The organism is Cohnella faecalis, from assembly GCF_003570905.1.
Lineage (GTDB): Bacteria > Bacillota > Bacilli > Paenibacillales > Paenibacillaceae > Cohnella > Cohnella faecalis.
The window spans coordinates 1-23,279 of sequence record NZ_QXJM01000042.1; the positions used below are offsets into that span (position 1 = coordinate 1).

22 protein-coding genes are annotated in these 23,279 nt (G+C 54.6%); 2 read left to right on the forward strand and 20 right to left on the reverse strand.

Annotation, left to right across the window (positions count from 1 at the left end):
* The first annotated feature begins 747 nt into the window (after positions 1-747).
* Entirely contained in the window at positions 748-921 is a 174-nt protein-coding gene (locus tag D3H35_RS30950) for a hypothetical protein (protein ID WP_158594262.1), read from the forward strand.
* A gap of 181 nt (positions 922-1,102) precedes the next feature.
* Here the strand turns inward: D3H35_RS30950 and D3H35_RS35060 are convergent, their stop codons facing one another.
* The 11 genes from D3H35_RS35060 to D3H35_RS25400 form a co-directional block, all read right to left on the reverse strand.
* Complete coding sequence (locus D3H35_RS35060) at positions 1,103-1,417, reverse strand: DUF6382 domain-containing protein (protein WP_411675178.1); 315 nt, start codon at positions 1,415-1,417, stop codon at positions 1,103-1,105.
* 96 nt (positions 1,418-1,513) lie between these two features.
* The gene (locus tag D3H35_RS25355; protein ID WP_158594263.1) at positions 1,514-1,996 is read right to left on the reverse strand and encodes a prepilin peptidase; all 483 of its coding nucleotides are present in this window, start codon (positions 1,994-1,996) and stop codon (positions 1,514-1,516) included.
* Between the two features lie 18 nt (positions 1,997-2,014).
* Complete coding sequence (locus D3H35_RS25360; RefSeq protein WP_147355943.1) at positions 2,015-2,878, reverse strand: hypothetical protein; 864 nt, start codon at positions 2,876-2,878, stop codon at positions 2,015-2,017.
* Positions 2,879-2,927: 49 nt separating this feature from the next.
* Entirely contained in the window at positions 2,928-5,186 is a 2,259-nt protein-coding gene (locus D3H35_RS25365; RefSeq protein ID WP_147355944.1) for a hypothetical protein, read from the reverse strand.
* A complete protein-coding gene (locus D3H35_RS25370; RefSeq protein ID WP_119151961.1) occupies positions 5,183-5,872 on the reverse strand; it encodes a hypothetical protein in 690 nt (229 codons plus the stop codon). Before D3H35_RS25370 ends, D3H35_RS25365 begins: the two co-directional genes overlap by 4 nt.
* The gene (locus D3H35_RS25375) at positions 5,869-6,081 is read right to left on the reverse strand and encodes a Flp1 family type IVb pilin (protein ID WP_233568160.1); all 213 of its coding nucleotides are present in this window, start codon (positions 6,079-6,081) and stop codon (positions 5,869-5,871) included. Before D3H35_RS25375 ends, D3H35_RS25370 begins: the two co-directional genes overlap by 4 nt.
* Positions 6,082-6,105: 24 nt before the next feature.
* Entirely contained in the window at positions 6,106-6,948 is an 843-nt protein-coding gene (locus tag D3H35_RS25380) for a type II secretion system F family protein (RefSeq protein ID WP_119151962.1), read from the reverse strand.
* A gap of 27 nt (positions 6,949-6,975) precedes the next feature.
* Positions 6,976-7,716, reverse strand: coding sequence for a type II secretion system F family protein (locus tag D3H35_RS25385; RefSeq protein ID WP_119151963.1), 741 nt, complete (start codon positions 7,714-7,716; stop codon positions 6,976-6,978).
* A 63-nt stretch (positions 7,717-7,779) separates the two neighbouring features.
* On the reverse strand, positions 7,780-9,027 hold the full coding sequence (locus D3H35_RS25390; protein ID WP_233568161.1) for a CpaF family protein: 1,248 nt from the start codon (positions 9,025-9,027) through the stop codon (positions 7,780-7,782).
* On the reverse strand, positions 8,984-10,162 hold the full coding sequence (locus tag D3H35_RS25395) for an AAA family ATPase (protein ID WP_158594264.1): 1,179 nt from the start codon (positions 10,160-10,162) through the stop codon (positions 8,984-8,986). Before D3H35_RS25395 ends, D3H35_RS25390 begins: the two co-directional genes overlap by 44 nt.
* 136 nt (positions 10,163-10,298) lie before the next feature.
* Positions 10,299-11,099: an alpha/beta hydrolase gene (locus D3H35_RS25400; RefSeq protein WP_119151965.1), complete on the reverse strand. Its 801-nt coding sequence runs from the start codon at positions 11,097-11,099 to the stop codon at positions 10,299-10,301.
* A gap of 184 nt (positions 11,100-11,283) precedes the next feature.
* On the opposite strand from D3H35_RS25400, the gene D3H35_RS25405 reads away from it, so the two are divergent.
* The gene (locus D3H35_RS25405; RefSeq protein ID WP_119151966.1) at positions 11,284-13,677 is read left to right on the forward strand and encodes an ATP-dependent DNA helicase; all 2,394 of its coding nucleotides are present in this window, start codon (positions 11,284-11,286) and stop codon (positions 13,675-13,677) included.
* 1,349 nt (positions 13,678-15,026) lie between these two features.
* On the opposite strand, the gene D3H35_RS25415 is transcribed toward D3H35_RS25405, so the two are convergent.
* From D3H35_RS25415 to D3H35_RS25455, 9 genes are all read right to left on the reverse strand, one after another.
* Positions 15,027-15,965, reverse strand: a complete 939-nt coding sequence (locus D3H35_RS25415) for an SPFH domain-containing protein (RefSeq protein WP_119151968.1) — start codon at positions 15,963-15,965, stop codon at positions 15,027-15,029.
* Between the two features lie 6 nt (positions 15,966-15,971).
* Positions 15,972-16,400: an NfeD family protein gene (locus D3H35_RS25420; RefSeq protein WP_119151969.1), complete on the reverse strand. Its 429-nt coding sequence runs from the start codon at positions 16,398-16,400 to the stop codon at positions 15,972-15,974.
* A 204-nt stretch (positions 16,401-16,604) separates the two neighbouring features.
* Entirely contained in the window at positions 16,605-17,198 is a 594-nt protein-coding gene (locus D3H35_RS25425; protein ID WP_119152043.1) for a DJ-1/PfpI family protein, read from the reverse strand.
* Between the two features lie 261 nt (positions 17,199-17,459).
* Positions 17,460-18,773, reverse strand: coding sequence for a 6-phospho-beta-glucosidase (locus D3H35_RS25430; RefSeq protein WP_119151970.1), 1,314 nt, complete (start codon positions 18,771-18,773; stop codon positions 17,460-17,462).
* Positions 18,770-19,753, reverse strand: coding sequence for an N-acetylglucosamine kinase (locus D3H35_RS25435; protein WP_119152044.1), 984 nt, complete (start codon positions 19,751-19,753; stop codon positions 18,770-18,772). The genes D3H35_RS25430 and D3H35_RS25435 overlap by 4 nt, the downstream gene beginning before the upstream one ends.
* Before the next feature lie 22 nt (positions 19,754-19,775).
* On the reverse strand, positions 19,776-20,474 hold the full coding sequence (locus D3H35_RS25440; RefSeq protein ID WP_119151971.1) for an MgtC/SapB family protein: 699 nt from the start codon (positions 20,472-20,474) through the stop codon (positions 19,776-19,778).
* Between the two features lie 74 nt (positions 20,475-20,548).
* Positions 20,549-21,349: a histidinol-phosphatase HisJ family protein gene (locus tag D3H35_RS25445; protein ID WP_119151972.1), complete on the reverse strand. Its 801-nt coding sequence runs from the start codon at positions 21,347-21,349 to the stop codon at positions 20,549-20,551.
* Positions 21,350-21,421: 72 nt separating this feature from the next.
* Positions 21,422-22,276 carry a carbohydrate ABC transporter permease gene (locus tag D3H35_RS25450; RefSeq protein ID WP_233568162.1) on the reverse strand — a complete coding sequence of 285 codons (855 nt, stop codon included), beginning with the start codon at positions 22,274-22,276 and terminating at the stop codon, positions 21,422-21,424.
* A 14-nt stretch (positions 22,277-22,290) separates the two neighbouring features.
* Positions 22,291-23,196, reverse strand: a complete 906-nt coding sequence (locus D3H35_RS25455; RefSeq protein WP_119151974.1) for a carbohydrate ABC transporter permease — start codon at positions 23,194-23,196, stop codon at positions 22,291-22,293.
* Positions 23,197-23,279: the final 83 nt, after the last annotated feature.

Sequence of the window (23,279 nt, forward strand, 5' to 3'; positions counted from 1 at the left end):
AGAGTGCTCCCGTTGCGCGATCCAAGATCTTTCGCCATCCATCCTTCGCCGCCGCACAAGCTCCAGATGAACGCGGATACTCCTTTGACTCGTCTATATGCCGGCGGCTTCGCGAGACTTTCCGATGACTAGAGATTCGCCTTGAGAGCTATTCTCGCTCTTCCTTCGGACTCCATTCGAGATAATAAACTTGCGATTCGCCCTCCGAATTCCGCTCCCAGTTGCTCCGTAGCCGCTTCTTGCGTGGGCAGCCAAACGGTATTTTGCGGCTTTTCTTCCATCGAAAGCTGACGAAATGACGCCCTCCGCTTTCGGAGTTCGGTATTGACGGCTGCGACCGCCTCCCGGAACGACGGCATCGTCTAGCGAAGGTTTATCTACTAAAATAGCAGCCTCCAGAGCGACGCTGTTCCGACCCCCGCGATTGGAGAATCCATTCCAAGCAATAGCGAGGCTGCTCCGGCAAGCAGCGTTAAGCCTGACGCCAGCCACATTCCCGGACCTGACGACTGTCCGACGTAGATCCATTTCCATCCCCCGCCGTACGATAGACGCGCCGCAAACGATCCAAATCCGCAACCGCTTGATTTCTTCCCTTTGCCTGATACGGGTCTGCTCTCCCCTCCGCGCCCCGCTCGGTTTAAACGCTCCGTGAGGCTTTTCCGCCGCTGCTTCCGCAGCTCCATTTCGCATCTCTTGAGGCTCATCGCCCAATAACCCGGACAACGAATGAGGATCTGAATTCGGTTGAAACCATCTCCAGCTCTCGCGCTTTTCGCGAACGGAAGGAAGACGGATATTTCCGAAGCGGCACCGACGGCAACGGAGCATTGGAAACCGATTGTTCCATTAATGGAAGCTGCGCCGTTCAGGCTTACGTTCTTCCACGCCTTGAAAATCGGATTGCCTCTCTTTCGCTGACGAGATTGATCCGGCCAACGTTTTCTCGCGAAAGCCCTTAGCGGTTAGAGAGAAGTCGTCCGACGCCGCGAGCGGAGAGCAAACTTTGCATCGTCGCTCCATCGACTTGGGGCACGAACATTATCCATCGCACGATAAGCCGCTCGATATTCTCGTTCAGAGTTCCATATCCCTCCGTGAATCACCGCAAATAGACTAGCCTTAAATCCAGCCAATCGTCGCCCACGAAAAAAATCGTCCGACAAAAAAACAAAAAATCAAGCGCGTAGTGGCGAGAATCCTCCAAAATCTCCGCTAGTCGGCAAACGCAGCCCAGCATCTCCGTCATGGACCATTTCGACGCTCTAAGCGCTTGCGACAGCATGCGAGTACCGGCCAGCGCATATCGCAATGAAACAGTCCCGTCAAATGTACGGCTTCCATCCCCCAATAGCCCTGGAACCTTGCAGGATTGTATCATTCGAATATGAAATTCATCGAAATGCTCCCTCGTCAAGGACGTTCCCTATTGACTATCATAAAATGACCTCGCCCTTGCTCGAACCGGATCCGATACTGCCGCATTTCGTCCCTCCTTCATCTGCCGGAGCTTTTACCGGCTGTCCAAACTACCGCTAAGCCGGCACAACTGCCAGCATGAACGAAATTTGACTCCCCGCGCGACGGCGGTCGGATGCTCCCCCCATGGCCACGGTATTTTCCTCGCCATTCTCTTGATCAACGGGGCTTTCATTAACGCGACGGCAACGGCGATAACACCTGCAATCAGAATCGACCACACGACCAGTTGCAAGGTTATCCCCGCTCCCGCCCAAATTCCGAAAGCTCCGAACCATTTTACGTCTCCCCCTCCCATGCCCTTTAGTAGCAATAAAAGTCCAAGGGGGAGCATCCCCGCAAGAGCGCCGAAAATGGCATATCCGAGTCCTACAGATCCGTCGACAATTCCTTGATACAATAACCCGGCAACGGCAAAGCCCGCATTGAGCGCATTCGGAATTCGCATCGTCGTTAAATCCGTCCATGCGGCTGCGAAAAGCAGCATAGCTGCAGCTCCCCATTCAATCTCATTCATCCTGCTCATCCTCGCCCTTCATTCATTCGCCCCCCGCTTTTTGACCTGGAAAGTCTGCTTAAGCCGGCTTCCGTCTCCCGACGCGGCCTCCCAAACCCATTCGCCGGGCGTCGTCCTGCCCGACACATGCCAAGTCCATTGGACGAAACCGGAGGAATCAACCGTTACGCTTCCCAAATGTTTGGCCTCGCTCGGACCGCTTTTGTATAATACATTCAAATCGACGATCTCCCCCGGCTTCCCTCTCAATAGCAAGGTAGCTTTCTTGCCGGGCCGAACGGGGTTCGGTTCGAGCGACACGAAAGAAAGCGTCCCTATGCTCGCTTCGCCATCCACCAGTCGAGCCGTTGAAGGCTTTCCTCCGATCCAAGCCCGTTCCTTCACCGTTTCGCGAATCGTAATCGGCCGATTTGTGAAAGGAATTCGAAACGGCAATCGATACTCCGCCGACAATGTAAGGAACGCCGTCTCCGAAAAATCCTCGGCAGGCACCTGCGCTTCCGTAATCCGGATACGATTTTTATCGATCATGCCGTCGTCGGCAGACGAACGAACCCATCGCTCCGTCGCTTCTCGGACGGGATAATTCGCAGCGTTACGCGCACCGTCCGCAGCATCCCGCGCCCAGCCCTTAAGCGGTTCGGGCAAATAATCGCCGTATTCGCCTATCGTTTCTCCAATATCGGTGAGCCGTCCTCTCCATTCCTCCGCTTGCGAATAGATCTGGTTATCGCGAGCCTTGTCCATTCCCAGCGAGATTGGATACCAGGCCGAAGCCGCTTGACGAGCAGTCTGCGACAATGCGCTATGCAGCGCCATCACCGTTATCGATGTCTGGATCAAAAACACAAGAACGAAAGCGACCGTCAAAAATATGGGCACGACGAGCGCGGCCTCCAACGTTACGGTACCTTCCGTTCGATCGCGTGTATTACTGGTAGGAGCTGTCCGCCGTGAACGTAACTTCATACCGATTTCCCCTTATCGTCCCGCCCAACGAATCCGATCTTCCGAACAGCTTCAGCAGCCCGGGAAAAAACCATAGCTTAAGAGATGCTGTGCCTTCGCCGCTAACGTAGGTATATGCTTTCGTTAGCGCAAGTCCGAGCTTCCGTTCCATCACGGCGATACACCTGGCCGCAGCGCTAGCGGGCTGTCCGTGGGCGATTAGGAAGAATCTCGCATAGTCCCCATAGGCCGTATCCGCCTTCGCATATTTGGACAGTGGCACGCTTCCTTTTTCGACCAGCCGCACGACATCCGTCAGAGCATTCGAAAAGCCGTATGCCAGCGCCGCCGCAAGAATGACGAGCGGATGACCAAATCCGCGGCATTCGATCAGCCCTTCCATCGTCCGGATCGCAAGCCGAAAAGCAAACAATTCTCCATAGGACGCGGCGACGTTCGCTGCAGGCTCGGTCAGACCGTACAAGATGAACTCGGTTTCCATTCGTTCGAGCGAAAGCGATGAACCGCCCTCGTTCCCTCCGCTCAGCGCTTCTCGCAGGTCGGCAGGCTCGAATCGGGAAAATCGTTCATAGACGTACTCTCCGAAAAATATGGAATCCCTCGCCTCGGCCACTCCGCTTAAGAGCAAATTCAGCCAGCCTTCGGTTGCCTCCAACGCCTCGTCCCGCTCTCCGGAGGCATCGTCCCGGCTATGTCGCTCCAAATGCTCTTCCTCCGTCTTGTTCCATTCCAGATTCGCCTTGTAGAGCTTGATCGCTTCCTCGAACCCAAGCCGCTGCTCCTTGGAGCCTTGCAGACTTTGAATAGCGCCTAACCATCCCGCCGCGCTCTTCCGGGCCTCGTTCGCCTTGTCTTCCTGCAACCGACGCTCGTTGTCCCCGGTTCTGTGCCCGTCCAGAAGCTTCTTTCTCTTGTCGGGTATGGAGCCTTCAGATCCATAGGCCAAATGAAAACCGTTATAGTCATTTTGGACATTGGCAGCCTCATCCTTCAATGCCTGTCCATCGTTTTCGGTTCCGATTGAAGCCGCAACAGCCGAGGCGACCCGATAAACGCTATCCGATACCGCGATTCCTGACGATCGCTGCTCTTCAAGCTCCGAGCGATAGTCAGAGAAAAACGAACCGTCCAACACCAGATCGGTAACGGACTTGCGAATGTCCGACAATGGCGAGATCGTATCCGCTCCAAGCTTGGCTTCCGGATCGTCGTAACCGGAATCTTCTCCGGAATACTCACCCTTCAAAGAGGAGGCTTCCTCGGCAAGACGGCTTAGCTCGGCATTGTAGCTCTCGGCCTCCTCTAGCTTCAGGCTCGCCATATCCAGCCGCCTGTCGAGTTCCTCTTTGAAATCGGTCGAAGCCGCATTTAAAGAAGCCGTCAACTTTGCCATACTCGCTTCATAAGCCAATATAGCTGCAGAATGGATCGGTCCTGCGGATTCCTCCGGAGCGTTTCCGTCTTCCTCGCTAAGTCGCCGAGCCTCGTCTCTGGCGGTATCCTCCCGCTTTTTTTCCACATAGTCTCCGTACATGAGGGCTGCGTCTGCCGTATCGACCGCTTTGCCTGCCGTCCGAACTCCCGACAAGGCAACCGGAGGGTACGGAATAAGTCCTCCAAAAGCGTGCGGCAAGCTTATTCCCGCCGACTCCTGCTCGCGTAGAACGCCGTCCAGCGCCGCCTCTCGCTTGTCGTAGGCATTGCGCATTCGCTCCAATACGTCGACCGTGCTTGCCGCATCCTTGACGGCAGGAACGATACCGCGAAAACGGGCCAGCAGCTCCAATGTCAGATTAATAGGCGCTTTGTATTTCATTTCTTCCATCGTTTGACGGCGAAAAACGCCATGCTCTGCGAGCGGTCGGCTTTCCGTCACGCCAATTCCGCTCCATTGCGCATCGAGATAGCGAAACAAGCCTTCTCCGTCGCCAATCTCGCCGTTTCCCTCCACCGTCTCGCGAAAGAGCTCGTCCGCCGGATCTCCTCCCCGGATGAACAATCCATATTTCGAATAAACGTCAGGATCGAAGGACGACAGCACCGAGCGTACTCCCGCTTTGGCCGCGAGCTCCGATTGCTTTCGGAACGCCGCCACCCTGGAGAAATCGATAAGAAGAGAAGTGAATGCCACGAATGCGGCCGTCACCATGATGAAATAGACCGACACCGTTCCGGAGTCCCGTCGTTGCCGACGATTATGACACGTTCGCCGGCCGTTCATTGTACGACTCCCAATCGGCCAACTATTGCAGCCGCTTTGCCTCGGTAAGCGGGTTCGCCTTCCTTGGAGCTTCTTATCTTAGCGGCATAATAGCGAATCAAATCGAAGGACCGGACGGATTCGGCCGGTTCAACGGACACCGCTCTCGCAGCCGAGCTTGCGTCGGCATCTTTCCCCCTGAACTTGGCGATCGGAGCGTACAAGGAAAGACCCCCGGCTTCAGCGACAATTAGGCCCCAAAGAAGATCGTTGCGGTAACGGAGCTCCCCGCGCATTCCAATGCCAAGGTCTCGTGATCCCTCACGGAGCTTTCTTCGCGACAAATCTTCGTCGTCTGACGGGACATTCGCGGGAAAAGCGACGGTCGTCTCTCCGTCATTCCCTGCGGCTATTCCAAACAAGCGGGCCAAGGCCGCATCCTCGAACAAACGACGATACAAGCCATCGTATCGCCCGTCCGGGTATGCTCCGGTAGCGAACGCCTTGGATGAATTGGACCAATTGAACGCGATTCTTTCCGCAGCCGCCGATGCGCGAAAATAGACGATCGCCCTATCGGCGGTCCATGCGGCAAAGACTACCACGAGCAGCATGACCGTTAATATGATGGGAAACACAAGCGTCGATTCGATAGAGAACGATCCCGACTCGCTCTTCCATAGCCGCGTTGTCGACAGGCTGCTCATCCGAAAAAGGTATCGGACTTTCCTTCGACCTTGTCCATGAGCGATTCGAGAAAGTCCAGAATCCAGTCTTTGAACAGCAAAGCGATAGCGATAATAACCGCTGCGATCAACACAATTTCCAACGTTCCGATCCCTTCTTCGTCTTCCGCCAGCGACTCCAGCTTTCGAACTGCACCCAAATAACAAGCAGTCATGAAATGATCGATCATATGAACCATCCCCTCCGATTGGCTTTACATCAGTAGCAACGCCGGTGCACCGGCCAGCGCCATAATTACGAGAAAGACGACGGCAAGCGGAAACGCAAGCCGAGAGGAAGCCTGCTCCCCCATCGTCAAAGCGACAACCTTGCGCTTTTCCCATAATGCGCGCGTGAGCTCCCGCAACGCGGGCGCCAGCGTCTCGCCTCCTCGTCTGGCATTCATAAGAAGAACGGTCGCGAACAGCTTTGCTTCCGGCACGGCGCATCTGCGGCCGAATTCCTCCATGGCTACGGTCATCGATTCCCCCCGATTCATAGCGGCGAGAGCCGCATTCAACTGATCGTATAGCGGATGGGCAACGGCCCCGCTTCCTCTCTCCGAGCTTCGGATCAGCGCTTTCATCACGTTCTCGCCGGCTCCAACCAGCAATAGCAGACGATTCAACAGCTCCGGCAGCTCGATTAGTATCCGTCTCCGTCTTGATTCAACGCGCTTCTGAAGCTCCTTCGCCCGAAGAAGCGGGAGCCCCGCTCCTACGATCAGCCCGATCCAAGCGAGCGCCGCATTGCCCGATAACGAACCGATAAGCAGAAAAGCCATTAATGCCGCGTAGCCCTGGCCGACGCTTTCCGCCGTCCAGCGAAAGAGCGCGTCGCGATCGGCTTTACCTTCCCGCAAAAGCAGCAGAGCGGATTCTTGCCGACGCAAGATCGGCTGCAACCGAACAAACCATCCGGTTCGAAGAAGAAGCTGACCGATCGGCTCCGTCAAAGCATGGAAAGCAGTTTCTCTCTCTTTTCTAGCCATCAAAGCCAAAATGAGTAGAACGACGTACACCGTTATCGTAATCGCCGAAGCCATCGTTATCAGCATCAATACCGTCACCTTTTTTAGATCAGCTTAGACCCGGATCGCCATTATTCGAGCTATCCACCAGCAGCAGAAGCCGAGCAACGCCAGCCCGCCCGTTAATAACACCCAGCCCATCCCTTGCCGCAGCGCAGCCATATATTCCGGAGCGAAAAATCCAAGGAGCCCGACAAAAGCGAACGGCATCGCCATAAGAAACTTTGATTCAAACCGTTTCTGCGCCATGAGCACCGTCATCTCAAGCTCGACCTCCAGCTTTTCGCCGATCAATTGGGACGTTCGCCGGATCACTTCGACCATGTCGCCGCCCGAACGCTTGCAGACGACGAACACTTCCGCAAAATTGGCGATATCCTCCACGCCGGAACGAACGGCCAGATCGCGCAACGGCTGCTCCAGCGGCTCTCCGTTATGCATCCGATTTGCAATCGTCCGGAGCTCCTTCAATAAATCCGATGTCCCCTCTCCAAGCAAATAAGCCAAATCCCGCTCCAGCAGGGCAAAAGCGCTCTCGACCGAACGGCCGGCGGCGAGAAGAGAGGACAATCCTTGCAAAGCTTCCTTGAAATGAAGCCGAAGGCGCTCCTGCCTATTGCGGCATAGCCGTTTCTTGAGGAGCCGTGGGTAAAACAACCCTGCGGACGATCCGATCGTTGCGATCCAGAAATTTTGATAAAGCAGCCAGATCGCTGTAAAACAAGCGAAGCACCCCAGCGCAACGCCAAAAGCTCGCTCACGCCGACTAAGCGTGTATGACCGGTAATCCGTCATCGTTTACTCGCCCCTATGATTTTCACCCGCCCTGTCGTTCGCGCTTTAATAGAGAGCTCGTCCTCATGCCGTATCCGTCCCTTCTCCTGCAAACCGCAGCTTGCTCTCGTTCCTAAGCCGACCGACCTGAACAAGCTTTCCGACCGATTCGCCTATCCGCTCTCCCTCCTCCTCGAACCGGAAGAGAGACGCTAGCTCCACCTCTCCGTTCTGCCCGATGCCGATGACCTCGCTAATCTCCGCCACACGCCGCGAACGGTCCCTAAATCGGCTAAGATGAATGAAAATATCGATCGCAGAGGAAATTTGCTTACGGACGACCGATACCGGCAGATCCGCTCCGCTGAGCACCATCGCCTCGAGCCTGGATACCATATCTTTCGTTCCGTTGCTATGAGCGGTACTCAATGAACCGTCGTGCCCCGTATTCATCGCCTGCAGCATTTCGAGCGCCTCTTCTCCCCGCACTTCGCCGACGATAATCCGATTCGGTCTCATTCGCAATGAAGCGCGGATCAGCTCCCGAATACCGATTCTCCCCTTCCCTTCGCTGTTCGCATTGCGCGTCTCCAAAGGAACCCAATTCGGAATGCCGCGAAGCCGCAGCTCGGCCGAATCCTCGATCGTAACGATTCTCTCGTCCTCTGGAATCCACTCCGCCAGCGCATTAAGGAAAGTCGTCTTGCCGGACCCTGTCCCTCCGCTAATGAACAGGTTGTACTTCGCTCGCACCAATCGACGAAGCAGTCTCGCAGCTTCTTCGGAGACCGAACCGCGAGCGACCAGCTCCTTCATGTCTAGCGGCTTCGGCGGGAATCGGCGTATCGTTACGGTTGGCCCGTTCAACGCGACGGGAGGAAGCACGACATGAACGCGCGATCCGTCGGGAAGCCTTGCATCTACGATCGGAGACGCTTCATTCACGATGCGATTGACGCCTCCGACCATGAACTGGATCAAATCCTCCAGCCGCTCGCGGCTTTCGAACTCGATTGGAACAGGCACGACCTCACCTTCCCGCTCGATATAGATGTCCCGATGTCCATTGATCATAATCTCCGTGATGCTTGGGTCGCTAAGGAGCGGCTGCAGCGCATCCAGTCCGCGGAACGAATGAAATACCCGGCTGACGGCGGAATGACGTTCCGCTGCGGTCAATCGGCGATGCTTCTCCCGCCGGAACAGCTCGGATTCGATCAAAGTCCGCAGATCGTCGTCGGATACTTGATCGTCCCATTCCATTGTTGCCCGGACCGCCTCTCGGAGTTCAGCCAATTCCCCGGACGACACCCCCGCTCCCATGGCTTCCATGACTATGGCTCCCCTCCTTCTCCCGGCTTCTTCCGCTGGCGCCCGGCGGTCCTCCTTCCGTCAAGCCAAGTCGATCCAGCACAGCTTCCAGCGCACCGCTGAAAGCGGGCGAAAGGAACCACTTTCCCGGCTGGTCAATCGCTTTCCACTGCGGGATGTAAGGCAGAACGGCATCGGGACCTCTTCCCGGCAATTTCCAGCCGTTCATGAGCTCTCCGATTTTCTTGTTCAGCACGTACGTAATTCCGATCGGCGTTCCGGACGCCTCGCCCTGCCAGTATCGATGCAATTGCTCCGCCTTGACCATGCTCGTCCATTCGTCGGTAACGACCCAAAGCACCCGGTCGCAGCAATTCTGCAGCCTCTTGTGCTTGTCCGTCGCGCCGCTGTCCGAATCGACTACTACAATATCGTAGCGGCCGATATCGCGAATTCCTTGAATGAGCTTCTCCAACTGCTCCGAGGTCATCGCCATGCGCTCTCCGGGATGATCGGGAGCATCGATATAGTCCGCCCGCAGCGTAGGCTGGTGCTTGATCGCCCGGCCCAATTCCTCTCCGAATCGTTCAGGGTAAGCCTGCATCGCATATAACAACCGAGATAAGCGATCGGGCTCGCCCGCCCCGAACAGCGTGCCGGAAGGATCGAGCGTCTCCATATTCAAATAGAACGTCCGCCAGCCCCGTTCGGCCGCTTGTCGAACGACATTCAAAGCAATCGTCGATTTGCCGACTCCTCCGGATGCCGAAAAGACGCCCAACGTCAGCGTTCCCGCCCTTGCCTCCCTGTTGCAGCCGATCTCATTGTCTAAGAGAATAGACCGAATCGCCGCCGCCAATTGCGGAAAGGGCTGATACAACGAAAGCTCCCTTGCTCCTCCGCCTTGACCCTGGTACTCCACCAGCGCGACACGCGACCGGATAGCGGCGCTTCCCTTGCTCTCTCCCGCGTCCGCCAAAAATTCAGGCGATGCTGCCAGCAAGTCGACTTGCCCGAACGACGCCAGCTCCCTCCGAAGAGCGGCCTGCTGCGTAACCGCAGCCGTCTCCCATTCCGGCTCCGCCTCTCGAAGGTAGCGGGACAGCTTAGCCGCGTAATCCCTATTCCCTATCGCTATCACCACGTTCACAGCCATATCTCCCCCCTCTCCCGGAACGCAAAAAAGCACCGCAACCTCGCGCATAGCGCGACGATTGCGGTGCTTCCGCTTCCGTTCGTTTTTCGTACCGTTACGATACCATGATTGGCAAAATACGTCAAGCCAGGTTCGGTTAAACAGGGCCGGCTCCGACCCTCTCCGGCAATGGCAGCCATTCCAGCGTCCTGCGAATAGCCGCATCCCAATAACCCCATTCATGGCCGCCCGGCCCTTCCTCGTACAAAAGCTCAAGCCCCAAAGCACGGATGTGCTTCAAAAAGCGCAAGTTGTCCTCATAAAGAAAATCCTCAGTCCCGCAGCATTGATACAGCTTAGGAACGGGCCCATCCGAAGCGGCCAGCTTCTCCGCCAATCGGAACAAATCGTCATCGGACCCCCGCGTCTCCGCCTTGCTGCCGAAAATTCTCTCGTACTCTCTCTTCTCGAACAGAAAATCCAGACTTTCGCTGACCACGTCCAACGCGCCGGAAAATCCCGCTCCCGCTGCGAACATTTCCGGACGGCGCAGCGCCATTTTCAAAGCGCCATAGCCTCCCATGGACAGTCCCGCCGCGAAGTTGTGCTCCCGTCTGGCGGACAGCGGAAAGCTAGCTTGCGCAAAAGACGGCACTTCTTCGCTGACAAACGTCCAGTAGTCGAAGCCGTTTTTCATATTCGTATAAAAGCCTCGATGAACGTTCGGCATAACGACGGCAATTCCAAACTCGTCGGCGTACCGCTCGATTGACGTGCGACGAAGCCAGATCGTATGGTCGTCCGACAAGCCGTGCAACAAATACAGCGTCGGATATTTGCCGGAGGACGAGCCGTCCGGCTCCTTCGCGAACTTCGACGGATCGCGCGGCAAAATGACGGTCATCGAAGTGGCCATTTTTAACGTATCGGAAAAAAAATCGCATTGAAACAGCGGCATCGTTCAGCTTCCTTCCCGGTTTTCGGATAACGTGAATACCCTCTTTTCAGCAAGCCCGCATCTATTATAAGCCAGCCGAGCTTCCGAATGCGATAATAATTAATTCAACCTTTCAAATAGGCAAGTATGCTAAAATAGTGAATAATGCGAACAAAATGCGAACAAAGGCTGGAGAAGAGATGCCATGCTTGACAAAGTTACCATTGCGGTCAGACCACTGGTCGAATATGCGTTTCGAGGCGGCAGTCTGGACGCGGGCTTCCGCTCGGCAGCCTCGCTGACGGAAGGAACGAAAGCGCACCAAGCCGTGCAAAAAGGGTACGGAGAGGCGGATCGCAGCGAGGTCTACGTCAGCGGCGAGATAGAATGCGACAATATCGCCTTCGTCATCGACGGAAGATGCGACGGCGTTCTTGCGTCGGACGACGGAACGTTTACGATTGACGAGATCAAATCGACGGTCCGAGATTTGGCGCTTATCGACGAAGAAAGCTATCCCGTACATTGGGCGCAGGCCCGTTGTTATGCTTATTTGTACGCCCGAGAGCACGCGCTGGACCGGATCGGAATTCAGCTAACCTACGTCCAGATCGACACGGACCGGCAAAAAAGGTTCGTTCAAGAAGCTACCTGCGACGAGCTGGGGGACTTCGTATCGGAGGTCCTGCATCGCTACGCGCCGTATGCCAAAATGCTTTTCGAGCATCAACGGCGTAGAGACGAGAGTATCCGCTCGCTTCCGTTTCCTTTTCGACAGTATCGCAAAGGCCAGCGAACGCTCGCAGGCGCTATCTACAAGTCGATCGAGAATGGAACGGGGCTGTTCGCCCGAGCGCCGACCGGCATCGGGAAGACGATGTCTACCGTTTTTCCTGCCGTCAAAGCGATGGGAAACGGCTTGCTTCAGCAGCTTTATTATTTGACCGCGCGAACGACTACGCGAACGGCGGCCGAGGAAGCTTTCAACCGTATGAAGGCCGAAGGGCTGCATCTCCACTCCGTGACGATTACGGCTAAGGAAAAAGTATGCTTCCAGGAGCAAGTCGATTGCCGGGCGGAAGCGTGCGAGTTCGCAAACGGCTACTACGATCGCATTAACGATGCCATTCTCGACGTGCTCAAGCGCGAAACGTCGATCGACCGAACCGTCGTCGAGAGCTATGCCCGGAAGCACCGCGTCTGTCCTTTTGAATTTTCCCTCGATGCGGCCTATGCGTCGGATGCGGTCATTTGCGATTACAATTATATTTTCGACCCCCGAGTTTCGCTCAAAAGAATGTTCGCCGAACGAAAGGCCAAGACAGCCTTGCTTGTCGACGAGGCGCACAACCTGATCGACCGCGCTCGCGAAATGTATTCGGCGGAGCTGAACAAGCGGGACTTCATGCTGCTGGAAAGAGAATTCAAGGGCATTCGAGCGGATATTGGCGAGGCTGCTAAGACAATTAATCGTCTGTTCATCCAGCTTCGCAAGCAAAAGGGAGGCGCAAGCTTCGCGCTGGCCGAGAAGCCGGACGAGCTGCTGAAAGCGGTGGAGGCATTCGCTGCAATCGCGGAGAACACGTTGGCCGGGCACGGCAGCGGGCATGACAGGAGTGGGGTCGGTGACGAAGAGGGCGCATCCTTCCAAGGATGGGGGGACGGCTCAAGAGACGTTGCCTCAGCCTCCGGTTCCGATCTGCTTCTGGAAGCTTATTTTGCGGCGTCGGCTTTCGTCCGGATCGGCAAGCTCTATGACGACGAGCGTTACGTTACGTTCGTCGAGCCCGTCGGCAACGAGGTTCGTCTGAAGCTGCTGTGTCTGGACCCTTCGGAACTGCTCAGACAAGCCGGGAAAGGATTTCGCACACGCATCTTTTTTTCCGCTACTCTGTCGCCTCTCCGCTTCTATATGGATGTGCTTGGCGCGGGTGAGAACGACTACTCCGTCTCCGTTCCCTCTCCATTCGAAGCCGCTCAATGGGAGGTCGCCGCGCTTCCGATCTCGACTCGTTACGCCGACCGGGCGGACAGCCGCGCTCCAATCGTCGCGCTGCTAGGACAATTGCTGGAGCGGAGGCCGGGAAATTATTTGTTTTTCTTTCCTTCCTACGCCTATATGAACGATATCTATGAGGCGTTCTGCGACAGCTGCCCGGACCAACGGACGATGCTGCAAGGCGCGGCGATGCCGGAGGAGGAGCGCGACCGATTTTTGGCCGCTTTCGACGCGGACAACGAATCGGCGTTCGCCGGATTCGCCGTTCTGGGAGGCGTCTTCTCCGAAGGCGTCGACCTGGTCGGAGATCGGCTGACGGGAGTCGTCGTGGTCGGAGTCGGCCTTCCTCAGATCGGGCCGGAGCGCGATTTGATCCGCGATCACTACAATGCCACGACAGGCAAAGGCTTCGACTATGCTTACGTTTATCCCGGCATGAACAAGGTGCTTCAAGCAGGGGGGCGGCTAATCCGATCCGAGACCGATCGGGGCGTGCTCATACTGGCGGACGACCGCTACTTGCTGCCTCACTATCGGCGCCTTCTACCGGAAGAATGGCGGAATTTCAAAATTATTCGTGGCGAAGATTCGTATTGGTAGTCGATATTGTAACAGATTGGCGGGGGCGAGCGCTCAACAGTGGAACGGGGTACCATTCTTTCGGCGATTGGCATGGTGCAGACGCGCAACAGTGGGACGAGGTACCATCCTTTCGGCGATTGGCGGGGGCGAACGCTCAACAGTGGGACGAGGTACCATCCTTTCGGCGATTGGCGGGGGCGAGCGCTCAACAGTGGAACGGGGTACCATTCTTTCGGCGATTGGCGGGGACGAACGCTCAACAGTGGGACGAGGTACCATTCTTTCGGCGATTGGCTGGGATCGGCGCGCAATAGTGGGACGGGGTACCATTCTTTCGGCGATTGGCTGGGATCGGCGCGCAACAGTGGGACGAGGTACCATTCTTTCGGCGATTGGCGGGGGCGAACGCTCAACAGTGGGACGAGGTACCATTCTTTCGGCGATTGGCTGGGATCGGCGCGCAATAGTGGGACGAGGTACCATTCTTTCGGCGATTGGCGGGGGCGAACGCTCAACAGTGGGACGAGGTACCATTCTTTCGGCGATTGGCGGGGGCGAGCGCTCAACAGTGGAACGGGGTACCATTCTTTCGGCGATTGGCATGGTGCAGACGCGCAACAGTGGGACGAGGTACCATTCTTTCGGCGATTGGCGGGGGCGAACGCTCAACAGTGGGACGAGGTACCATTCTTTCGGCGATTGGCGGGGGCGGGCGCGCAACAGTGGGACGAGGTACCATTCTTTTGACGATTGGCATGGTGCAGACGCTCAACAGTGGGACGAGGTACCATTCTTTCGGCGATTGGCGGGGGCGAACGCTCAACAGTGGGACGAGGTACCATTCTTTCGGCGATTGGCTGGGATCGGCGCGCAATAGTGTGACGGAGTACCATTCTTTCGGCGATTGGCATGGTGCAGACGCTCAACAGTGGGACGAGGTACCATTCTTTCGGCGATTGGCATGGTGCAGACGCGCAACAGTGGGACGAGGTACCATTCTTTTGACGATTGGCATGGTGCAGACGCTCAACAGTGGGACGAGGTACCATCCTTTCGGCGATTGGCGGGGGCGAACGCTCAACAGTGGGACGAGGTACCATTCTTTCGGCGATTGGCTGGGATCGGCGCGCAATAGTGGGACGGGGTACCATTCTTTCGGCGATTGGCATGGTGCAGACGCGCAACAGTGGGACGAGGTACCATCCTTTCGGCGATTGGCGGGGGCGAACGCTCAACAGTGGGACGAGGTACCATCCTTTCGGCGATTGGCGGGGGCGAGCGCTCAACAGTTGGACGGGGTACCAGCACCAAAAAAAGCCGCTCCCCGGGGAACAAAGCTATCCGGGGAACGGCCTCCGCCGCACCAACTATGCGTCGGTTTTTTTGACTGCTTTAAACATTTCGCCGATCGCCCCGACAGCGCCGAGCGTCTCAATCGCATTCGACGGGATGAACACCTTGTTCGCCGGCCCTTTGGCGATTTCGCCGAGCGCCTCGAACGACTTGTATGCCAGCACATTTTCGTCCAGCCCCGCCGCTCTCAGCATCTCGATGCGGACTTTTTCCGCCTCGGCGACGGCTTGGATCGCTTTGGCCTGACCGAGCGCTTCCAGCTCCTGCGCCTGCCTGAAACCTTCCGCCTCGCGAATGCGCGCTTCCTTGTCGCCCTCGGCTTTCAGAATCTTGCTCTGCTTGTCGCCCTCGGCCCGCAAAATCATATCCTGCTTCGCCGCTTCCGCCTCCAGCACGATAGCGCGCTTGCTCCGCTCCGCTTTCATCTGCTTATCCATCGAGTCCTGGATATCCGCCGGCGGCTTGATGTCCAGCACTTCCACGCGCTCGATCCGAACGCCCCACTTCTCTGTCGCCTCGTCGAGCGCATGACGGATTTCCGTCGAAATCTTTTCCCGTCCGGACAGCGTTTCATCCAACTCCAGCTTGCCTATAATTTGGCGCAGTGTCGCCGTCGTAATGTTGCGCACACCGAATACGTAATCGGAAATGCCATACGTAGCTTGCTCCGGCGATACGATCTGATAAAAAATAATCGTGTCGATCTGCACCTGTACGTTGTCTTTCGTAATAACCGTCTGAGGCGGTACGTTCGCTTGCTGAATGCGCAAATCGTGATTGACGCGCACATGGTCGATGATAGGCACAAGAATATTGATGCCCGGCGTCAACAGCCGATTAAATTTACCGAGCCGCTCGACAACCCCTACCCGCTGCTGCGGAACGATCTTAACCGATAATGCGATGGCTACAACGATGATGGCCAATATAACAAGAGCGATGAACAAACCCATATTCCTTTATCCTCCCTTTTTTCGGACTTCTAGCACGGTTGTGCCTCTGTGGATGACCGTCACCGTCTCGCCCGCCTGCAGCGGTTCATCGGCCGTCGCGCTCCACGTCTCGTTGCCGACCTTCACGATTCCGGTTCTTCCAATAACAACTGGATCAACGATAATGCCTTCCTTGCCTACCAACTCGTCGATCGCATCGCGATACCCTCGGCCGGATCGGAATTTTCGCGTCAACGGTTTCGTGTAGATCGTAAGCAATAGCGACGCAACAGCTCCCGCGATAATTTGAATGACCAGTGAATCCGGGAACAAAAGCCCGACCACCGCCGCCACAAGTGCTCCGATCCCCAACCAAAGCAAATAAAAAGTAAGCGTAAACATTTCAATCACAAGCAATACTCCGGCAGCGATGAACCAGATTACCCATCCATCCATCTAAATCACCACCTTTTCCAACCTATTTTACCAGTATCTCTATGAATTTACGACAAGTTTCGCAGATTCGAGAGTATCGCGTTCATCATTATACGTCGGCACAATCGAGGACATGACCGCCGACATGGAACTAACGTCGAGAAAATAAAAAAAACCGACGAGCGATCGCCGGCTTCTTTCTTATTATATTCACTAGTAAGCACGTTACTTGGTCGAAGAGGACAATTCCTTGTTAGAGGTCTGGCGAAGCAGATTCAAAAACTCGCGCATAAAGCCCGGCAGGTCGGGCCAGGCATGTCCGCTCACCAAGCGGCCGTCCACATGAAGCGTCTCGCTCGCATAAGTTGCTCCAAGCGATTCCACTTCCAGCTTGCAGGCATTGTACGCGGTTAGCGTCCGGCCTTCAAAGTAGGAACGGTCGCCAAGCGCGAGAAATACCTGGGCCCCATGGCAGATCGCTCCGACCGGCTTATCGGCATCGAGAAAATGCTTAAGGATTCGCGGAAGCTCGGGATCGTTGCGAATAAATTCCGGAGCCCTTCCGCCCGGAATGATCAACGCGTCATAATCGGCAGGCTCCACATCCGCAAAAGAGACATCGGCCGCGAGCAGATGCGCGGGCTTCTCGGTATAAGTGTCCCAGCCTTCTACGAAATCGTGGCACACCGTGTGCAGCACTTTTTTCTTCGGCGATGCGACAACCGCTTCATACCCTTCCTCTTTAACCCGATACAAAGGATAGTAAACCTCCAGCACCTCTGCTCCGTCACCCGTCAGAATAAGCACGCGTTTGGACAAGGAATCCACTCCCTATTCGTCATCTTTGGGGATTTTCGCTAACAGATAGAAATTACCATGGAATGCGCAGCCTCACAATAGTCTGAAAGGCAGACGCCTCTGTCGAACTTCCGGTAGCTGGAAATACCTATTTTCGGTTTTTATCGCATTCTCTCAATCGAGCTCCCGCTGTTAATGCTCGGCGGGTTGGAGGCCATGCACAGCGGGACAAATCAAACTATTCTCTTCACAGATTGCTTAAATTGCTTCTATATAGGGCCCTTACTTAAATTGAGGGAGATACTCTCGATGAGCTGCCAGAATATCAGCAAGCAAGCGTTTGGCTTTGTCCGCCGATCCCACTAGCGGATGAATCGTCAGCGCCTGCAGCGCTGCGGACTCATCGCCATGGACGGCAGCCTGCACGGTCAGCTCCTCATAGGCTTTAACAACCTGCAGCAGTCCGCGAATTTGCGGGCTAAGCTCTTTGGATGGCTGTACGGGCTGTGCGCCGTTGGCTCCGATGACCGCGTTCACTTCCACACTGACATCATTCGGCAGACAAGGCAAAATGCCGTTGTTGCGAACATTGACAGTCTGGATATCCTGGCGATCGTTATAGATGGATGTCATGAGGTTTACGGCAGCCTCCGAATAATAAGCGCCTCCGCGTTGCTCCAGCTGGGTTGGCTTGATCTTCAAATCGGGATCGCGGTATAGCTCGAATAGCTCCGCCTCGACTTGTTTGACCCGATCAGCCCGGGTAAAGCCTTGCTGCAGCTGCTCCTTTTGATGCTCCAGCATCTGTTCGGGCATATAGTAGTAGCGATGATAGCTGCAAGGCAATGCTCCCATTGAACGTAGAAAATCAGTGTCCCAGCCGAAGTCCGGAATATTCTTCATCGTCAGACCGCCGGCCCCGCTCGCTTTGCTGAGAAGAGCTTCCGTTACATCGATGCCTTCTACGCTTACACGAGTAGCCCAATTCAGATGATTGATGCCGACGACCTCGACATCCACTTTAGATACATCAACGTCGAATAGTTTGGCAATTTGCATCCGGGTGCCGATCGGCAGATTGCACAAACCAATGGTGCGAACGCCCCCGTGCTTTAATACAGCTTCTGTAATGATGCCTGCCGGGTTGGTGAAGTTGATAAGAAAAGCTTCGGGCGCCAGCTCCCGGATATCGCGGCAAATATCGAGAATAACCGGAATTGTCCTGAGCGCCTTGGCGAAGCCGCCGGCTCCGGTTGTCTCTTGTCCGATCAGGCCATATTCGGCGGGAATTCGTTCATCCTTCGCCCTGGCGTTCAATAGCCCGACGCGAAGCTGGGTGGATACGAAGTCGGCCCCCTTAATAGCTTTACGGCGGTCCAACGTCAATTCAATGTCGATAGGGACATTGGCTTCTTCCACCATCCGCTTGGCGAGCGCGCCGACAATTTCCAGCTTTTCGCGTCCGGCTTCGACATCGACAAGCACCAAGCGTTTAACCGGAAGCTCGCGATGATGTCGAATGAAGCCCTCGACCAGCTCCGGCGTATAGGATGAGCCTCCTCCAATTACGGCAACCTTCAGATTTTCGTTCTTCATTTATCGTGACCTCCGTATTGTATGAATTTTTGTTTCATCCCATCATCGATCTCTATGCCCAGCGTATCCATAGCGATCATAACGGCTCCATACACAGGCGCTGCTTCCGGAATGACCAGCTCGTACGCCAGGTTTTCCTGTTCCAGCGTGTCGCTTAACGCCTTCAGCAAGTGCGGGCTCCGTCCTTTCGTCAGAATACTGCCTACAAGGACAATCGGAATTTTTGCGAGCTCTTCGAATCCGCCTAATCGGCGAATAACGGATATAGCCGCGAGGCCCAGCTCTCTTCCGGTTTGTGCCAGTATGGAGCCCGCCGCCTCATCCCCTTGATCGGCGGCATCATGAAGCACAAGGGTTAAATGTGCCGGAACGCTGTAGATGTCTTTATCCAAGTAATCGTTCCATAACTGCTCCATTGTGTCGTAACCAAGGTGTCGGGGCACCAGATCGGTTAACAAGGAAGGACTCTCGCGCAATTCCCAGGAACGGACGGCAGCCCGGAATGTTGCAATGGCCATATCGCTGCCGCCAGCGCCGTCCCCGTACAGGAAGCCGAACCCTCCAGTTTGTACGGACTGGCCCTGCGGATTTCTGCCAGCGGCGTTCGTACCTGTACCGCACACAAGTACGACTCCCGTGTAATCCGAACTGCCGACACGAAGTCCTTCCATCGTATCGCATACCAAACCCCAATTCCGGCAAGGCAGGGCAGCAAGCGCAGGGCGAAGAATGTCGTAATCTTTGTCCCGGTCCGCCCCTGCGAGTCCGTATTGAAAGTAATCGATATCGTCCCAAGATAGCGCTGCCTCTTGCAGGGCCAGCTCGATAGATTTCTTAATCTGGCTTAGCGCCGCATGGATGCCGGCGGATTGATGATTGCCCCGTCCGGCCAGACCGGTTCCAAGAAGATTGCCTCTTTCGTCGACGAGCACAGCATAGGTTTTACTGCCTCCGGCATCCACACCGACAATGCGTGTCATAGCTGTCCACATCCGTTCCATATTATTCGATGGAGATGGCAAATACCCCATCGATCCGCCGCAGGTCGGCAATCATTTTGCTAATTTCGATGGATTTGGGGACGTCGATTTTCAAGTGCAGCTCGGTTTGTCTTTGATCGGTTAATTCGGATTTCGTATTCGCCCAGCGCATGTCTCTCGTAATAATCGCTTTATTCGTTAATTGATCGCACACCTGGTCAAGAAGCTGATCTCTTGTCGACGCCTGAATAATGAGCACCCTTGTTTTCCTTCTTTTCAGGAAACGCTGCTCGATTTTATTGAATACCCACAAATTGATCAGCACGATTACGCTGGCGGCTATCGCTGCGAAGTTAAAACCTGCCCCAACGGCCAGCCCAATTGCGGCAACAACCCATAGGGATGCGGCAGTGGTCAGTCCAGTGATGGATTTTCCTGTGAAAAGGATCGTTCCCGCTCCTAAAAACCCGACCCCGGTAATGACAGCCGTCGCAAGTCTGGCTGGATCGATTCGAACGTTCGCCTCGCCTACGAATTCTGCAAAACCGTACACGGACAGCATCATAATGAGCGTGGAGCCCATACAAACAAGAATATGAGTTCGAAAACCGGCAGGATGATTATGGTGCTCTCGCTCAAAGCCGATGGCTCCGCCGAGTATGACGGCGAGGAGCAATCGGATTAAAATATGGACATTGTCAATGACCCAAGGATTGTGCATAGCGATGGCCCCTCTCTAGCAGCCGTCGCATCTTGAAGATGCGGAGATTCAAGCTCAAAGTCACAGCATCAGCATTACCGTGCATGAAGTTCTACCATCGTTCTTTTTCGTCCACGGAATGTCGCCCACTCTCGATATCCGATATCCCGCAGGCTGCTTTGTACTTTCTCGAAATCGTGTCCTGTCTGTTCCGGCTCATGCGCATCTGAACCAAAAGTAACTTTAACGCCGTGGTACAGCGCTCTCTCCAGGAAAGCCTCGTTTGGAACCCAGTTGTTGTCGGATGAATTGATTTCAATGACTACATCGCTTGCGGCGATCGTCTTTAGCGTCACATCCGCAGCTTCCGTGCGCAAATCCGAATATTCAGGAAAATATCGATTCAACGCGTCGACATGGCCTAAAATATCGTATAATCCACATTTCGCGGATTGGGCAATATATTGATAATAGAGATTTTTGAGTTCGAGCTTTCCTTGGCTAGTCAAATTTGTCCAATGGTCTGCATTGTAAAGACCGATTCCTGCGAAATCATGTACGGAACCGATGACATAGTCAAAAGGGTAAGAGTGGATGACACTGCGATAAACATCCAGCGAGTCCGGCAGGAAATCCGCTTCAATGCCTAACAGAACTTCAATGCGTCCAGCATAATCTTGCTTGAGCTGAAGCACTTCGTTCACATAAATCGGGAACTCGCTTTTTGCCATTGCACCTCCGGGCCAAGGGCGATCCTCTTCAAGAGCGAATGCCGGAGTGTGGTCAGATATTCCAATAATGTGCAAGCCATTATTCAAAGCGGCTTCGATATAATCTCGGACAGAACCGCTCGCATGTCCGCAACGTTCGTGATGGGTATGATAATCAAATTTCATATTAAGTTCCTCCGAGTGGGTGCTGGCGCATAGATGATATCCGGCTCAATCAACAGCAAAATTTAACGATAATTATCCCTTGGAGCCGGAGACAACAATGCCTTGAATGAATACTTTCTGAGCAAAGAAAAAGATAAGAAGCAAAGGAGCTACCGCAACGATGGAAGCGGCCATAAGCAGATTCCAAGGCGTTTGCCCATAGGCAGCAGTAAAATTAGCGAGTCCTAGCGACAGCGGATATTGAGCGCTGTCGTTCAAATAAATCAACGGACCGAACAAGTCGTTCCACCGCGACATCAGCTCCAACACCGCTGCGGTGGCCAGCGCCGGCGCTGACAGCGGGAGCAGAATTCGCCAATAGAGCGTAAACCGGCTTCCCCCGTCAATCTTGACGGCTTCATCCATCTCTCGCGAGATGCCCAGGTAAAATTGTCGCAGCAAGAAGATGATGAAGGCACTGCCTGTAAATGCCGGCACGACGAGAGGCAGGTAGGAGCCTGTCCAATGAATCTCGTTAAATAGCAAATACTGCGGAATGAGCGTTACTTGCGATGGGATCATCATGGTGCTCAGCGCGAGGGCAAAAAGCAGAGTACTGCCTCTGGCTCGCAGGCGCGCGAAAGCAAATGCAGCCATCGAGGAAGCAATCATAATGCCGACTACAGAGACGCAGGTGTACCAGATTGAATTCCACAGAAATTTCCCCATAGGCGCATCGATGAATATTTGCTTGTAATTGCCCCATTGAATGGGAGAAGGAATCCATGTCATAGGTAGTTTATGAATGTCGCCAAGCGTTTTAAGCGAGGTGATCAGCATCCAGAACAACGGAAATACGAATAGAATAACCCCGCCGTATAGAACGAAATAGAGAAGACCTTTCTCCACGAGCTTGAGTTCACCATACGCAAATGATTTTCGTTTCATTCGGCAGGGCCCCCTTATCTCTTCGAGTCATATTCATAATGGACAAACCTTTTTGAACTCCAGAGAGAGATCAGTGTCAGCGACAAAATAATAATAAATAGAATCCACGCCTGCGCGGATGCGTATCCCATCCGGAATTGTTTGAACGCTGTATCGAACAAGTAGTATACATAGAAATACGAGTTCCAGTCGGGTCCTCCCTTGGTGATGACGTAGGACTCGGTAAATACTTGAAGCGCCGCAATCATGGCAATGATGGAATTGAACAAGATGACAGGCGAGAGCAGCGGCAGTGTGATTTGCAGAAACTTTCGCCATTTTCTCGCGCCGTCAATGGAAGCGGCCTCATACAACTCCGTTGGCAAGGACTGCATCGCAGCAAGAAAAATGACCATCGTGCCGCCTGAGGCTGTTAATTGCATCAGCACCATGGAAGGCACTACGGTGTCAGGACCTGTGAACCAGGCTGGCCCCACAATGCCGAACCAGTCGTAGAGCAATGAATTAACGACTCCAAAAGTCGGGTTGAGAAGCCAAGACCAGAGAAAAGAGACAGCAACCCCCGAGATGATGCTCGGAGCATAATAGAGAGTTCGCAATATCGTTTGGCCGCGCACTTTCTGGTTAAGCAGTGCCGCAATGATCAACGAAGTAATAATCGTAAACGGAACGGACAATACACTGTAGTACAGGGTGACCGACAATGATTTGAAGAATAGACGGTCATGGAACAGAGACTTAAAATTGTCCAAGCCTATTATCGTTGGCGATGAAATTACGTTGTATTCCGTGAAGCTGAGCAGTAAAGAGGCCAGAATCGGACCTCCCGTAAAACATAAAAAGCCGATAAACCACGGCAGAATAAACAGCCAGAAGGCGCGTTCTTCCCGTTTGTTTTCCAAGGTTATTCGCCGCTTCATTCGTCTCCCCCTTCCACAGCCGCTTGATGGTATGGCCGCAGCCGTACCATCAAGCGGCTGATTATTTAACGGCCTTGCAGAAT